Genomic DNA, 15,224 nt, shown 5'->3' on the forward strand with positions numbered 1-15,224 from the left:
CTTCGTGCCCCCTCTCGTCCCAAATTACCGATTCTTTTCGGTCGATTAATTAAGTATTTACAATATTCTTCGTACTTTTGGCATCGAATTAAATTATTGAATTTTATGGTGAAGATTACGAAAGAGGCTGCCTTACGATATCATTCAGAAGGACGGCCGGGAAAGATAGAAGTCATTCCAACGAAACCTTACAGTACCCAGACAGACTTATCGTTGGCTTACTCGCCGGGAGTTGCAGAACCTTGTCTGGAAATAGAGAACAACCCCGACACCGTATACGATTATACCGATAAGGGAAATTTAGTAGCCGTCATTTCGAATGGAACAGCCGTGTTGGGGCTCGGCGATATCGGGGCTATGAGCGGGAAACCGGTAATGGAAGGAAAAGGATTGCTTTTCAAAATCTATGCAGGCATCGATGTATTCGACATCGAGATCGATGAGAAAGATCCGGAAAAATTCATCGAGGCGGTAAAAGCAATTGCTCCCACTTTCGGAGGAATCAATCTGGAAGACATAAAGGCGCCCGAATGCTTTGAAATCGAGAACCGTTTAAAAGCGGAATTGGATATCCCAGTTATGCACGACGACCAGCATGGAACGGCAATCATTTCGGCCGCCGGCCTGATCAATGCCTTAGAAGTAGCAGGGAAAAAGATCGAAGATGCGAAGATCGTGGTCAACGGAGCCGGTGCCTCAGCCACCTCGTGCACCAAGTTGTACGTTTCATTGGGAGCCAGAAAAGAAAATATTCTGATGTTCGACAGCAAGGGAATCGTCACAAGCGACCGTCAGGACCTGACGCCGAACAAGGAATTGTTTGCGACCGACCGGCGGGATGTTCACACGTTAAAAGAGGCGATGCGGGGCGCCGACGTTTTCCTCGGTTTATCAAAGGGAAACATCCTGACGCAAGACATGATCCGGAGCATGGCAAAGAACCCGATCGTCTTTGCATTGGCCAATCCGACTCCGGAGATTTCCTACGACGAAGCCAAAGCCTCCCGTCCCGACGTTCTGATGTCGACAGGCCGTTCGGATTATCCGAATCAGATCAATAATGTCATCGGATTTCCTTATATCTTCAGAGGCGCCCTCGATACGCGGGCGAAAGCGATCAACGAAGAGATGAAACTGGCGGCGGTCCATGCCATCGCCGATCTGGCCAAAGAGCCGGTACCGGAAGTGGTGAACGAAACTTACCATGTCAACAACTTTACTTTCGGCCCCGACTATTTCATTCCAAAACCGGTGGATCCGCGACTGATCACGGAAGTCAGCATCGCTGTGGCAAAGGCGGCGATGGCATCGGGAGCCGCCCGTAAACACATTACCGATTGGGAAGGCTATTGCGTCCATTTGCGTCAACTGATGGGACAAGAGAGCAAACTGACCCGACAATTGTATGATACGGCTCGTCGGCATCCCCAACGTGTCGTCTTTGCGGAAGGCGTTCATCCTACAATGCTGAAAGCCGCCGTATCGGCCAAAGAAGAAGGCATCTGTCATCCTATCTTGTTAGGCAATGACGAGGCCATCGCTAAATTGGCAAAGCAACTGGAACTAAATCTGGACGGAATAGAAATCGTCAACCTGCGTCATCCCAACGAAGAAGAACGGCGCGTCAGATACGCTCATCTCTTGGCTGAAAAAAGAGCCCGCGAAGGTGCGAATTTCCAGGAAGCCAACGATAAGATGTTCGAGCGGAACTACTTCGGCATGATGATGGTCGAGACGGGCGAAGCCGACGCCTTCATCACCGGACTGTATACCAAATATTCCAATACGATCAAAGTAGCCAAAGAGGTCATCGGGATTCAACCGGGATTCAATCATTTCGGTACGATGCATATCCTGAATTCGAAAAAAGGAACGTTCTTCATCGCCGATACGCTGATCAACCGTCATCCTGATACGGAAACATTGATAGATATCGCAAAGTTATCGGCCAAGGCCGTCGAATTCTTCAACCATAAACCTGTCATCGCTATGCTCTCCTACTCCAATTTCGGCTCCGATTCGGTAGGCAGTCCGGTAAAAGTTCACGAAGCTGTAGACTATTTGCAGAAAGAATATCCGAACTTAGCCGTCGACGGAGAAATGCAAGTGAAGTTTGCACTCAATAAAGAATTGCGCGACGAGGTTTATCCGTTCACTCGGTTGCAAGGAAAAAGAGTAAACACATTGGTCTTCCCGAATCTGACTTCGGCTAATGCGACCTACCAACTCATCCAAGGTATGGGTAATGACATGGAGATCATCGGCCCCATTCAGATGGGATTGAACAAGTCGATCCACTTCACCGATCACGAAGCTTCGGTCCGCGACATCGTCAACATAACGGCCGTCGCCGCCATCGATGCATATGTAGAGAAAAAAAAGCGAGCCATTCATTAAAACCCGAAGGTATACGGCTATCTGAGGATGGTCGTATACCTTTTATCTAACTATATGCGAAGAAAATTAACCCTCACACAAATTATTCTCATTGCCCTCGTATGGGCAATATGTTGTTTTATCGTCCTCATATCAGTCCCGAAGATCGACGGCCCCCTCCTCTTGACCGTTCTCATTTCGGCCGCTATGGTATTCGTCCCTCTATACCAGTATTTAAAAGATAAAAGAGGATAAAAGTCCTATCAAGCTGTTCCGTCCGAACGACAGAAATATACTTCCGCAAAACTATCATTTTTCACACAAACAACCCTGATTACAGAATAAATTGATACATATAATCACTTTTTTATAGAAATTTGTTGCATATATCTATTTTCCGTTTTACTTTTGCGACGACAAAAATACAAACTAAGTAATTAAAGTTATTATGAATGCAGCAAACGTATTGGAAGATCTGAAAAGAAGATTTCCGAATGAGCCTGAATATCATCAGGCAGTAGCAGTGGTACTGAACAGTATCGAAGAAGCGTACAACAAACACCCCGAATTCGATAAGGCGAACCTGGTGGAAAGATTATGTATCCCCGATCGGATTTATCAATTCCGAGTGACATGGACAGACGATAAAGGCGACGTTCAAACCAATATGGGATACCGCATCCAACACAATAATGCAATCGGTCCGTACAAAGGCGGCATTCGATATCACGCCTCGGTCAACCTGGGTATCCTGAAGTTCTTAGCATTCGAACAAACATTCAAAAATTCGCTCACTACCCTTCCGATGGGCGGAGCGAAAGGTGGTTCGGATTTTTCCCCCCGCGGAAAATCGAATGCCGAAATCATGCGTTTCTGTCAAGCTTTCATGACCGAACTTTGGCGTTACGTCGGACCAGAAGAAGATGTTCCTGCCGGTGACATCGGCGTCGGCGGACGCGAGGTGGGTTACCTCTTCGGCATGTACAAGAAACTGTCGCACGAATTTTCAGGCACATTCACCGGTAAAGGCCGTGAATTCGGAGGATCTTTGGTCCGCCCGGAAGCTACCGGCTACGGCAATATATACTTCCTTACGGAAATGTTGCACACGAAAGGACTCGATATCAAGGGAAAGACGTGTTTGGTATCCGGTTCGGGCAATGTAGCCCAGTATACCGTAGAAAAAGTCATTCAATTAGGTGGGAAGGTCGTGACGATGAGCGATTCGGACGGGTATATCTATGACCCGGAGGGGATCGACCGAGGGAAGCTGGATTATATCATGGAATTGAAAAATCTCTATCGCGGCAGAATCCGTGAATATGCCGAGAAATACGGTGTCAAATACGTAGCCGGAGCCAAACCTTGGAGCGAGAAAGCGGAGATCGCTTTGCCTTCGGCCACGCAAAACGAGATCGACGAAGAAGCCGCCCGTCAACTAGTCGACAACGGCGTGATCGCCGTAAGCGAAGGCGCCAATATGCCTTGCACGACCGAAGCCATCGACGTGTTCCAGAAAGCCAGGATCCTGTATGCGCCGGGAAAGGCGGCAAACGCAGGCGGCGTATCGGTTTCGGGATTGGAAATGACGCAAAACGCCGAACACTTGAGCTGGACGGCGGCAGAAGTGGATACGAGGTTACACGGTATCATGAAGAGCATTCACGAAGCCTGCGTACAATACGGCACGGAAGCCGACGGATACGTCAATTATGTGAAAGGGGCGAATGTCGCTGGCTTTATGAAAGTAGCCAAAGCTATGATGGCGCAAGGCATTCTGTAATAAAAAAGCGACTGTGTCAAAATTAAAATTATGCCGCAGCCGCTTACTTTTTTCTCCTCCGTTTTTGATGTTTCTTTTGAATAAAATATTGCCATACCTCTTTTTTTTTCGCCCCCATTTATCGGACAGCCTTCATGCGATACGGAGAAATGCGCCACCGAGGGACGGCTCTGCGGCTACAGCAGCGGGCGGCGAAACGCCCGTGCGTCGGCAGCCGTCTCCGGGAGTTCTGAAAACAAACGGCGGCGCCCCGCATCACCGGAGACGCCGCCGTCTTGTCTATTCCCTCTCCCCTCCCTATGGGGGAGGGGAGAGGGAGAGACCTTTAATACGGAGTGCCGTCCCGCTTGGTCAGCGTCAGGTTAGTGCCATCCCATTTCAGGAAGACGTGGTACACCTTGCCGTTCTGCACCGTTCTGGCGGGAAGGAGGTTGGTGGAATACTCCGTGGTGCCACCTGGCAGCTTCATTCTCGCCTGCATCTGCTCGATTTGAGGCGTGCTGACCACCCAGCGGTAGAGTATCCTGGTGCTGCCGATACCAAGCCTCCCTCTGTAAAGAGGATAACCAGCTTGATTGACTACAAAATAAATGCCTGCCTTTCTCTCCCAATCCGAAGAAGTAGAGGTAACCGTACCGGTAGTCACGTCCATTTTCACGGCATAACTTTCTGGAAGGCCGTTCCAGATAAAGGAGGAGGCAGATTCTGTGGGGTACTTCATCCAAACATATTCTGGAAAATCCACCTTTGCCCCGCTGGCATTGATCAGGTGGACCGCCATGATCCATCCCGTATGCGCAAGGTCCAGCTTGAGCGTGCCCAGCTTGGCTTGGGTCACGTTCGTACGGGAGTAGAGCAGTACGGAGTTGATGATGCCGTTATTCCATGCATTTGATCCTGTGTGATCCAGCGTGACATTCTGTTCTTCTCCCCATTCAAACTTGTAGTTCGGCGTGCCGGGGTAGAAGCAGCCGCTGGCACTTTTACCTCTGCGGTTCTGCTGGTAAACGGCGTAGAAGTCGAAAGCAGCGGAGGCGGGGATTGCGGCAGGAATCTCTATGGTGAACGTTGCCTGCTTGCGATCGGCGCTGATGCTGCTCGGCACGATGGCCGCCTCTTTGTGGTAGTACCTGCCGCCGTACTTGAAGCAGAGCTGCAACTTGTCTGTGTTCCTCCACGTCATCACGACGCCCGAAACGGTGGCGCCGTCGCTCTCGTACGTGACACGGGTGGCGGGCGCCTCGTCCGTAGTCTCTGGCATGGCGGCTTGCAGGGTGATGACACGCGCGTTGCTGTCCTGGCCGTTTTGCACAGCCTCTGTCAGTTCTTCGTTAGAGCAGCCGGCCGCGATCAGGGCAAGGGCTGCAAAAGTCAATTTCATCTTCATGGTCTTTACGTTTTAATAGGTTTTACATTACCAGTCTTCTCCCGGCAGTCCCGGCAGGGGGTTGGTGCTTCCGCAAAGCACCTGAGAGGTTTCTACTTCGATGACTTCGATTTGAGGAGACGCGTACTGGCCTTCGGCGGCTCTGCAGAGATTGAGGGACTTGTCCTTCTTTTCCATAAAATAAAAATTAAATTATAAAAACAGTTGTGATTGAACTCGATGAATACGGTCTACCCCGCCGGACATTGGCGTCTCCGCAACGACGGCACGACCCATCCCCGCACACGACGGCACAGGCGGGAAGCAGAACCTCCAGGGGCCCACGGCCCGCAGGAAACATATAAAGTTAAAAAATATTAACGGGGGGGGGTAAACGGAGCGACACGTCTTCTCACCGCCTCGACCCGGGCAGCCCGGCGAGGAGAAAGGGAAGCGGATATCGTGAGAACGGCGTAGATCATCTGCGTTTTTCGGTTAATGACGGGGCAATGATAACTATATTTTTTAAAATAAACAAAATTTCAAGGCTTTTTTTCCACTGAAAAGATATATCTTTGCTCTCGTTTTGGAAAAGATCAACCACATGAAATTAAAGAATTTATTTGTTTCCATCTTGATGGGAAGTTTTCTCTTCGCCTCCTGCATCAGGCACGAAGCGCCCAATGCCGAAGCCGACATCGTAAAATGTTCGTTGCCCGAAGGAACCATCCTGTCGACCGATATCGACTACACCCGTCCTTTAGACGAAAGCCTGAACGCCTATCCCATTTATATAACGGTAAACAACGGTACGGATCTGACCGCTCTATCCCCCTCTTTCGAACTTACTCCGGGGGCGACCATCTCGCCGGAAAGCGGTTCGACACACGACTTCAGCTCACCGGTACGCTATACCGTCACTTCCGAAGACGGCAACTGGCACCGCACTTACGTGCTCATCATCCACCGCCCCGTTACGAGAAGCATCCCGACACAATACCATTTCGAAACCGCAGAGGTACAAAACAAATATCACATCCTTTTCGAAGAAGCCCAAGGCTATACCACCTTGACGTGGGCAAGCGGGAACCAAGGCTATGCCGTAACCGGCAATGCGAATAAGCCTGCCGACTTTCCCACTTTCCTGAGCGAAGGAGGAGTATCGGGGAACTGTGTAACATTAGTTACCCGAAGTACCGGAAGTCTGGGACAGATGGTAAACAAACCCATCGCTGCCGGAAACCTGTTCATGGGAAAGTTCGACATATTGAACGCCCTATCCGATGCGCTGAGTGCAACGAATTTCGGGACGACTTTCTACTATAAACCCATTCGATTGAGCGGTTATTACAAATATAAAGCCGGACCTCGATTCTACGCCGACGGCCAATACACTGACCGGAAAGACGAATTCGACATCTATGCCATCTTCTTCGAGAAAACAAACGCCGTGCCCTACATGAACGGCCATCTGGCCGAAAATAATTTCCGGCATCAGAATATGATGGCGTTGGCCAGAATTGCCGACAGAAAAGAGACCAACGAATGGACTCGCTTCAGCGTGAAGTTCGACTACGACAGCTACGGTAAACCTGTCGACATAAGCAAATTGCTCAACGGTCAATACAGTATCGCCGTGATACTCTCCTCGAGCAAGGAAGGAGATCAGTTCCGAGGCGCTCCCGAAAGTACCTTGATGGTGGACGAACTGCATATCGACTATGAAGAGCTGGTAAATAATAACTGATTGTCATGACAAAACATATCTTACTTCCTCTCTGTTGGTTGCTGTCATTACAGCTTGTCGCACAGCCCCACGCGCAACCTTCTTGCAATACCGTATCGCCCGACGGATGGGAATACGAAATCAAAGCCGGATTCAATATCGGAGGAACGGCGCCCCTGCCTATTCCCAACGAAATCCGGAGTATCGAAAGTTATAACCCGAATCTGGCACTGACCATCGAAGCGAATATAACCAAATGGTGGGACCGAGTACAGCGATGGGGCCTGACGACAGGCCTCCGGATAGAAAGCAAAGCCATGGCGGCCAAGGCTACCACCAAGAATTACAGCATGGAGATTATCGGCAACGACGGGAATCGGTTGAAAGGCAATTGGACGGGAGGTGTTCAAACCAAGATTCAAAACGTCTATATCACCCTTCCGCTACTGGCAACCCATCGAATCAATCGACACGTCGAAGTAAAAGCGGGATTATTCGCTTCCTACCTGCTCAGTGGTAAATTCGACGGAAAGGTATACGACGGGTATTTGAGAGAAGGCAATCCGACCGGCAATAAGATCAACTTCACCAACGGAGCTATCGCCATCTACGATTTCAGTCACGACTTGCGTCGCTTCTCATGGGGTACGCAAGCGGGGGCGGATTGGAGGATGAAGAACCGCTGGAAGTTATTTGCCGACCTCACGTGGGGATTCAACGACATCTTTCAGAAAAATTTCGATACCATCGCCTTCGCCATGTATCCCATTTACCTGAATCTCGGCATGGGGTACTGCTTCTGATACGGCAATCCGCCCGCCGTCGCAACGACGTAAACTTTACCGACAGGCTCCCCGGCAATCGTGTGTTCAGAGAATTAATATTTTTTGACTACGGTAAAGGAAAATATGATCGTCATTTGAAATAGAAACCGAACCCGATCTTCAGCCCGTATTTACTCCAGTCCGAAAAGTCTTTCGTACACACGTCGCAATACACGGCCGGTTCGACGGTGACATTCCTCCCCAAGAAGAAAGCATACCCCACTTCGGGCGTTAAAAACACCAAATTCTTCTCTTTCGACATATCGCCAGAGAGATGCTTATACTTCAGGCCGACACCGCCGTAAAGACCGTTGGATTGCAAGTAGTACCGAAGTTGGGTGCCGAGACTCGTCTCGTCGATGCCGTACTTGACCCAATCGCCTTTCAAACTGATTAAAAGTGCCAAGCCGTCACACACGAAAGCGCCTCCGAGAGCCTCCACGCCGAAGCGGGTACCTTCGTTTTTACTATGAGATAAATTCAAACTGGTCAAAGAAGCACCAAGATACCAAGTATCTTTCTCGAATTGAGCATTAGCCGCGACGGTCATCATGACCGCCCATATCAACAAAAACAGTTTTCTCTTCATAATCTCGTATATTTAGCAAATGAATACTATCCATTTCTTTCGTTAGCCCTCATGGCAATTGAGTTCCGATACCAACCGAAGAACCATACCGCCGCGAGGAGCAAAGCCGCACCGCCCAAACCGTACCCCATCGTTCCCAAGCCGAAAGCTTGATTGGATACGAACAGAAACGTGGAGCAGACCGACGTCATGAATAAGGCTGGGAGCAGTGTAAACACAAAAGGTTTTCGCTGCTGTACCAAATAGACCGTAATGGTCCACAGCGTAAATACCGCCAACGTCTGGTTAGCCCAGCCGAAATATTGCCAAATCACGTTGAATCCGTTGGGATTCGACAGCTGCCAAACCAGTAAGGCGATAGCGGCCACAAACATCGGTATGCAAATATACAAACGTTTGGCGATGCTGTGCTGTTCCAAACGGATGAACTCGGCAATGATCAGCCGGGCACTACGGAATGCCGTGTCGCCGCTGGTAATGGGAGCGGCGACGACACCCAACAGGGCCAGGATGCCGCCTACGACGCCCAACCAGTTTTCGCAAACCAACTTGACCACCGTGGGAGCGCTGAACGATTGAATCAAGGTTTTCGGGCTTTCCGCATGGAACCGGTTCAGGAATTCTTGAACGGTCTGAGCATCGATCACCTCGCGCCATCCACCGTAGTAAAAGAAATACATGGACACGGCAGCCCAAATCAAAGCCACTATCCCTTCCGTAATCATGGCTCCGTAGAAGATCGGGCGGCCGACTCGCTCGCTTTTTATGCATCGCGCCATCAAAGGGCTCTGCGTGGCGTGAAAACCGCTTATCGCACCGCATGCAATCGTGATGAACATACAGGGAAAGAGCGGGTTTTTCTCTATAAACGAGTTCTCACCCAGCATCTCCGACGGCATATTCAAATTCATCGCCTCGACGTTGTCCCAAAGTTCGGGGATTGTGGGCCATTTGACGAACAGCCCGATCATCAAGGCTATCGCCATGAACAAGAGAGAAAACGCGAACAGCGGATAAATCTTACCGATAATCTTATCGATAGGGAGCATAGTCGCGACGATATAATAGGCGAAGATCGCGATGATCCAAAACAGTTTGGAGCCCCAGATATCTTCTAAAATGATTGCCGGACTGTACACAAACACCACCCCTACCATCATTAAGAGGAGGATGGAAAAAACCAACATAACGTTCTTTGTGGCACGGCCTAAATAATCGCCGACCAATCGAGGGAGCCCTGCACCCTCATGGCGCACGGAAAGCATGCCACTCAAATAATCGTGAACCGAACCGGCAAAAATACAGCCCAGCACGATCCACAGATAAGCGTACGGCCCGTACCAAGCTCCCATTATGGCTCCGAAGATAGGCCCCGTACCTGCAATGTTTAAAAATTGAATCATGAAAATCTTCCAATTCGGAAGGACGATGAAATCTACGCCGTCGGCCTTCGAAACGGCAGGTGTTATTCGGTCGTCGGGCCCGAATATCCGTTCGACAATTTTTCCATAGAACAGATACCCCCAGACCAATGCCGCCAAAGAAAGGATAAAACTGATCATTTTCCCGTTTATTTGATTCGTCACAATGAATGCAGCAAAAGTAACATTTTAAATGATAAGTTTTTATCTTTGTGACCAAAATAAAGAAAAAATGATACGTTGCTTTGTTTTCATCACATACTTTATATACTTTCTCTCGGTTGTCCTGCCCCTCTCCGCCCAACCGAAGTACGAGATCCGCGCGATATGGCTCACCACCCTAAACGGGATGGACTGGCCCCAAGCGAAAGCAATCGATGCTGCAGGCGTCAGAAAGCAACAGAACGAACTGTGCCGCATCTTGGACAAATTGCAATCCGCGCACTTCAATACGGTGCTGCTCCAGACGCGAATACGGGGAGACGTGCTCTACCCTTCCGATATCGAGACCTTCGCAGAGATCCTCACCGGCCATGCGGGAAAGGATCCGGGATACGATCCGCTCGCTTTCGCTATCGAGGAATGCCATAAGCGCGGCATGGAGATCCACGCGTGGATGGTTACCGTCCCAATCGGCAACGATCAGCAAGTCGAATCGGCAGGAAAAAAATCGCTCGTACGGAAACGACGCGATCTCTGCAAACATTACCGAGGGACCTGGTATTTGGATCCGGGAAACCCATCTACGCAAGAATATCTCTCCAAGTTGGTTTGCGAGTTGGTCGGGAAATACGATATCGACGGCGTACACCTCGATTACATCCGTTATCCGGAACGTGCCAGCAGTTTCCCAGATAAAGATACTTTTAAGAAATATGGTCGCGGAATGCCTTTCACCGCCTGGAGAAGAAACAATATTACAACCATCGTAAGACGCCTTTACCAAGATGTCAAAGCATTAAAGCCCTGGGTGAAAGTAAGCAGTTCGCCCATCGGCAAGTATCGGGATACCCGTCGATACACTTCCCGAGGGTGGAACGCACTGCATACGGTTTATCAAGAGGCGCAGCAATGGTTGAAAGAAGGGATTCAGGACGCCCTCTTCCCCATGATGTATTTTAAAGAAAACGATTTCTACCCCTTTGCCCTCGACTGGAAAGAACACAAGAACAACCGGTGGATCGTTCCGGGGTTGGGCGTTTATTTTCTTTCTCCTTCCGAACAAGACTGGCCGTTAGACGAAATCGTCCGGCAGGTAAACTTCATCCGGGAGATCGGTCTCGACGGTCAAGCTTATTTCCGGAATCGCTTCGTGCTGGATAATACGAAGCAAATATGGGACGAGTTGACGGAAAACACCTATGCTTATCCGGCCTTAATCCCGCCCATGACATGGATAGACCGTATCGCTCCGGATGCCCCCACCCATCCCTCGGTAAAGAGAACGAAAGAGGGTCATCTGATGCTCTCCTGGAATCCGTCGATCGATAACTCGAATCAACCCGTAACCTATCACTTGTACGGCTCGGACACCTATCCCGTCGATATACGAAATCCGAAGAATCTCATAACAACTTACCTGCCGACGAATCATTATCCATACAAACCCTCCCAGCCCTGGCTGTTAAAAAGATACCTGTGCGTAACAGCCGCCGACAGATTCGGCAACGAGAGCGTTCCCTTAGAACTGAATAAGGCATCGGAAGACGACTTGCCCATACTGAACGACGGAGACCAGGTAACGCTCCCGCACGTAAAGGATGTTCGTTACATACGCATCGCTACCCCTACGGGGCACGAAGTCTTGCGAATCGACTATGCGAACTCTTTCAATATCCAACAACTCCACGAGGGGTTCTATTGGGTATACCTGATTGACAAGGAAGGGAGAGAGCGATTGGTCGGCACTATCTTGAAATGACGAGACGCAATTCTTTCTAAAACACAAGGCCGAAAAGAAAAATATGATTAACTTTGCGTCCTAAAGATATATTTACGCTCATGAGTAACCAACGATACATGCGACGGGGGGTGTCCGCCTCGAAAAAAGATGTGCATCAGGCTATCGAAAAGATAGATAAAGGCATTTTCCCCAACGCCTTTTGCAAAATCATACCGGATATCTTAGGCGACGACCCAGCGTATTGTAATGTGATGCACGCCGACGGAGCCGGAACGAAGTCGGCATTAGCTTATGCATATTGGCGAGAAACCGGCGACCTGAGCGTATGGAAAGGCATCGCACAAGATGCGCTGATCATGAATATCGACGATTTGATCTGTGTCGGAGCCGTCGACAACATACTGGTCTCTTCTACGATCGGACGGAACAAAATGCTCATTCCCGGAGAAGTGATCGCTGCGATCATAAACGGCACCGACGAATTAGCGGCCGAACTGCGGAAATGGGGTATCGGCGTATACACAACAGGAGGCGAAACGGCCGACGTGGGGGATCTGGTGCGGACCATCATCGTGGATTCTACCGTCGCCTGCCGCATGAAACGGAACGAGGTCATCGACAATGCCCATATACGTCCAGGAGATGTGATCGTGGGATTGGCTTCGTTCGGACAAGCCTCGTATGAAAGCGCATACAACGGCGGAATGGGGAGTAACGGATTAACCTCCGCCCGACACGACGTATTTGCCCAATATATCGCCCGAAAATATCCGGAAACATACGATAGCGCCGTTCCGGAAGAATTGGTTTACTGCGGCAAACTGAAACTCACCGACGAAGTGGAAGACAGCCCTCTGAACGCGGGAAAATTGATGCTCTCTCCCACTCGTACCTACGCTCCTGTAGTCAAGAAACTATTGACCGAACTTCGTCCGCAGATTCACGGAATGGTGCATTGTTCGGGAGGTGCCCAGACCAAAGTCATGCACTTCGTAGGAGAAAACTGCAAAGTAATCAAGGACAACCTTTTTCCTCTTCCCCCATTGTTCAAGACGATCCGAGAACAAAGCGGAACCGATTGGTCCGAAATGTACCAGGTCTATAATATGGGGCATCGGTTAGAAGTGTTTCTTTCGCCCGACTACGCGGAAAAGGTTATCGAAATCAGCAACTCTTTCCGTATCGATGCGCGAGTGGTCGGTCGGATCGAAGAGAGCAAACGGAAAGAACTAATTATCAAAAGCGAATTTGGAGAATTCCACTATCCATGACAACCGACAAGAACATACTCGAGAAACTGAACGGATTACTTCCCCGTTACGAAGAAGTATCCACACTGATTACGGATTCGTCGGTCATCGCAAATCAGCCGCGCTATGTGAAATTAACGAAAGAGTACAAGGATTTGGACAAACTGATGAAAATGAGAGAAGCATACATCCACTGTCTCGAAGAATGGAACGAAGCCAAACAAATCCTTATTGAAGAACAAGATCCGGAAATGAAAGAAATAGCACGCGACGAGTTAGCTACGTGCGAAGAACGTATTCCGCAACTCGAAGAAGAAATCAAACTGCAACTGATCCCTGCAGATCCCACCGACGAGCGGAATGCCATCCTCGAAATCCGTGCAGGCACAGGCGGAGACGAAGCTGCCCTCTTTGCGGGAGATTTGTTCCGCATGTATGCCAAGTATGCCGAAACGAAAGGCTGGAAGTTGGAAATATCCAATGCGAACGAAGGAGCTGCAGGAGGCTATAAGGAAATCATCTGTTCCGTCGCCGGAGATAAGGTTTACGGGACATTAAAGTACGAATCAGGAGTGCATCGCGTCCAGCGAGTCCCTACGACCGAAACACAGGGGCGGGTACATACCTCTGCCGCCTCCGTGGCCGTGCTCCCGGAGGCCGAACCATTCGAAGTCTCTATCAATGAAGGCGAGATACATTGGGACACCTTCCGAAGCGGCGGTGCCGGCGGACAGAACGTGAACAAAGTCGAATCGGGCGTACGCCTGCGCTATAATTGGAAAAATCCCCATACGGGCACTGTAGAAGAAATCTTAATAGAATGTACCGAGACGCGCGATCAGCCGAAGAATAAAGAACGGGCTCTGTCCAGACTGCGTACGCTCATCTACGACAGAGAACATCAAAAATACATAGACGATATTGCCAACAAGCGCAAGACCATGGTTTCTACAGGCGACCGATCTGCCAAAATCAGAACTTACAATTATCCGCAAGGCAGAGTCACCGATCATCGTATCAATTATACGATCTATCATTTGAATGCTTTCATGGACGGAGAAATACAAGATTGCATCGATCGTTTAATCGTCGCAGAAAATACGGAACGGATGAAAGAGAGCGAACTTTAATGCGAGAATAAAAATAAAGAGCCGTGAACAGACAAGAGTTATACGAAAACATCGTGCGCAAGGAGTCTTTTCTTTGCATCGGATTAGACACGGACATGCAAAAGATCCCTGCAAATTTGTTAAAGGATGAGGATCCCGTTTTTACATTCAACAGAGAAATCATCGATGCAACGGCAGCCTATTGCCTTGCATACAAACCGAATTTGGCTTTTTATGAATGCAGGGGAATAACAGGGTGGATCTCTTTCGAAAAGACGATCCGTTATCTGAAAGATAAATATCCTACCCATTTCATCATCGCCGATGCCAAACGCGGAGATATAGGAAATACTTCCGCCAGGTATGCGCAGAGCTTCTTCGAAGAGATGAATATCGACGCCGTGACCGTAGCCCCCTATATGGGCGAAGATAGCGTTTCTCCCTTTCTGACCTATCCGGGGAAATGGGTTATCCTGTTGGCCTTAACGAGCAATAAAGGTTCGCACGATTTCCAGCTTACAGCGGACAAAAACGGAGAATACCTTTTCGAAAAGGTACTGCGTAAATCGCAAGCTTGGGGCAGTGACGAGAATATGATGTATGTGGTCGGCGCCACGCAAGGTCGTGCTTTTGAAGCCGTTCGCCGAATTATTCCCAATCATTTTCTCTTGGTTCCGGGAATCGGCGCCCAAGGCGGGTCTTTGGAAGAGGTTTGTCACTACGGCATGAACAAGCAATGCGGATTGATCGTCAATTCGAGCAGAGCTATCATCTATGCGGATCGATCTCCTCGCTTCGCCCAAGCGGCAAACATGGCCGCAAAAGAAGTGCAAGCCCAGATGGCGCGACAATTAAAGCGCCTTGTATGACCGTCGAA

Annotated in this window: 12 protein-coding genes; 8 read left to right on the forward strand and 4 right to left on the reverse strand. The window is 49.5% G+C overall.

Going from position 1 to position 15,224, the window contains the following annotated elements; all coding sequences use genetic code 11:
• Positions 1 to 105: 105 nt before the first annotated feature.
• Together BN102_RS05155 and BN102_RS05160 are read left to right on the forward strand one after the other, a co-directional pair.
• A complete protein-coding gene (locus tag BN102_RS05155; protein ID WP_019208030.1) occupies positions 106 to 2,397 on the forward strand; it encodes an NADP-dependent malic enzyme in 2,292 nt (763 codons plus the stop codon).
• Between the two features lie 427 nt (positions 2,398 to 2,824).
• On the forward strand, positions 2,825 to 4,159 hold the full coding sequence (locus BN102_RS05160; protein ID WP_019208031.1) for an NADP-specific glutamate dehydrogenase: 1,335 nt from the start codon (positions 2,825 to 2,827) through the stop codon (positions 4,157 to 4,159).
• Positions 4,160 to 4,484: 325 nt separating this feature from the next.
• Here the strand turns inward: BN102_RS05160 and BN102_RS05165 are convergent, their stop codons facing one another.
• Together BN102_RS05165 and BN102_RS10895 are read right to left on the reverse strand one after the other, a co-directional pair.
• Positions 4,485 to 5,546, reverse strand: coding sequence for a hypothetical protein (locus BN102_RS05165; protein WP_019208032.1), 1,062 nt, complete (start codon positions 5,544 to 5,546; stop codon positions 4,485 to 4,487).
• Positions 5,547 to 5,573: 27 nt separating this feature from the next.
• Positions 5,574 to 5,723 carry a hypothetical protein gene (locus BN102_RS10895; protein ID WP_019208033.1) on the reverse strand — a complete coding sequence of 50 codons (150 nt, stop codon included), beginning with the start codon at positions 5,721 to 5,723 and terminating at the stop codon, positions 5,574 to 5,576.
• A 406-nt stretch (positions 5,724 to 6,129) separates the two neighbouring features.
• Here BN102_RS10895 and BN102_RS05170 point away from each other — a divergent pair, with 406 nt between their 5' ends.
• A complete protein-coding gene (locus tag BN102_RS05170) occupies positions 6,130 to 7,272 on the forward strand; it encodes a PCMD domain-containing protein (protein ID WP_019208034.1) in 1,143 nt (380 codons plus the stop codon).
• 5 nt (positions 7,273 to 7,277) lie between these two features.
• Positions 7,278 to 8,054, forward strand: a complete 777-nt coding sequence (locus tag BN102_RS05175; RefSeq protein WP_019208035.1) for a porin family protein — start codon at positions 7,278 to 7,280, stop codon at positions 8,052 to 8,054.
• Between the two features lie 112 nt (positions 8,055 to 8,166).
• Here the strand turns inward: BN102_RS05175 and BN102_RS05180 are convergent, their stop codons facing one another.
• A complete protein-coding gene (locus BN102_RS05180) occupies positions 8,167 to 8,664 on the reverse strand; it encodes a hypothetical protein (protein ID WP_019208036.1) in 498 nt (165 codons plus the stop codon).
• Positions 8,665 to 8,690: 26 nt separating this feature from the next.
• A complete protein-coding gene (locus BN102_RS05185) occupies positions 8,691 to 10,226 on the reverse strand; it encodes a carbon starvation CstA family protein (RefSeq protein WP_019208037.1) in 1,536 nt (511 codons plus the stop codon).
• A 91-nt stretch (positions 10,227 to 10,317) separates the two neighbouring features.
• On the opposite strand from BN102_RS05185, the gene BN102_RS05190 reads away from it, so the two are divergent.
• The 4 genes from BN102_RS05190 to pyrF all read left to right on the forward strand — a co-directional run bounded on the left by BN102_RS05190 (position 10,318) and on the right by pyrF (position 15,216).
• On the forward strand, positions 10,318 to 12,006 hold the full coding sequence (locus BN102_RS05190) for a glycoside hydrolase family 10-like protein (RefSeq protein ID WP_019208038.1): 1,689 nt from the start codon (positions 10,318 to 10,320) through the stop codon (positions 12,004 to 12,006).
• A gap of 80 nt (positions 12,007 to 12,086) precedes the next feature.
• Positions 12,087 to 13,259 carry an AIR synthase related protein gene (locus BN102_RS05195; RefSeq protein ID WP_019208039.1) on the forward strand — a complete coding sequence of 391 codons (1,173 nt, stop codon included), beginning with the start codon at positions 12,087 to 12,089 and terminating at the stop codon, positions 13,257 to 13,259.
• On the forward strand, positions 13,256 to 14,368 hold the full coding sequence (gene prfA / locus BN102_RS05200; RefSeq protein WP_019208040.1) for a peptide chain release factor 1: 1,113 nt from the start codon (positions 13,256 to 13,258) through the stop codon (positions 14,366 to 14,368). Before BN102_RS05195 ends, prfA begins: the two co-directional genes overlap by 4 nt.
• A gap of 23 nt (positions 14,369 to 14,391) precedes the next feature.
• Positions 14,392 to 15,216 carry an orotidine-5'-phosphate decarboxylase gene (gene pyrF / locus BN102_RS05205; RefSeq protein ID WP_036787338.1) on the forward strand — a complete coding sequence of 275 codons (825 nt, stop codon included), beginning with the start codon at positions 14,392 to 14,394 and terminating at the stop codon, positions 15,214 to 15,216.
• Positions 15,217 to 15,224 lie beyond the last annotated feature (8 nt).

The organism is Phocaeicola abscessus CCUG 55929 (assembly GCF_000312445.1).
Taxonomy (GTDB): domain Bacteria; phylum Bacteroidota; class Bacteroidia; order Bacteroidales; family Bacteroidaceae; genus Phocaeicola; species Phocaeicola abscessus.

Coding starts and splice junctions, on each gene's coding strand:
- BN102_RS05165 (WP_019208032.1), bottom strand. CDS start 5,546: ATGAAGATGAAATTGACTTTTGCAGCCCTTGCCCTGATCGCGGCCGGC.
- BN102_RS05160 (WP_019208031.1), top strand. CDS start 2,825: ATGAATGCAGCAAACGTATTGGAAGATCTGAAAAGAAGATTTCCGAAT.
- prfA (WP_019208040.1), top strand. CDS start 13,256: ATGACAACCGACAAGAACATACTCGAGAAACTGAACGGATTACTTCCC.
- BN102_RS10895 (WP_019208033.1), bottom strand. CDS start 5,723: ATGGAAAAGAAGGACAAGTCCCTCAATCTCTGCAGAGCCGCCGAAGGC.
- BN102_RS05155 (WP_019208030.1), top strand. CDS start 106: ATGGTGAAGATTACGAAAGAGGCTGCCTTACGATATCATTCAGAAGGA.
- BN102_RS05190 (WP_019208038.1), top strand. CDS start 10,318: ATGATACGTTGCTTTGTTTTCATCACATACTTTATATACTTTCTCTCG.
- BN102_RS05195 (WP_019208039.1), top strand. CDS start 12,087: ATGAGTAACCAACGATACATGCGACGGGGGGTGTCCGCCTCGAAAAAA.
- BN102_RS05170 (WP_019208034.1), top strand. CDS start 6,130: ATGAAATTAAAGAATTTATTTGTTTCCATCTTGATGGGAAGTTTTCTC.
- BN102_RS05180 (WP_019208036.1), bottom strand. CDS start 8,664: ATGAAGAGAAAACTGTTTTTGTTGATATGGGCGGTCATGATGACCGTC.
- BN102_RS05185 (WP_019208037.1), bottom strand. CDS start 10,226: ATGATCAGTTTTATCCTTTCTTTGGCGGCATTGGTCTGGGGGTATCTG.
- BN102_RS05175 (WP_019208035.1), top strand. CDS start 7,278: ATGACAAAACATATCTTACTTCCTCTCTGTTGGTTGCTGTCATTACAG.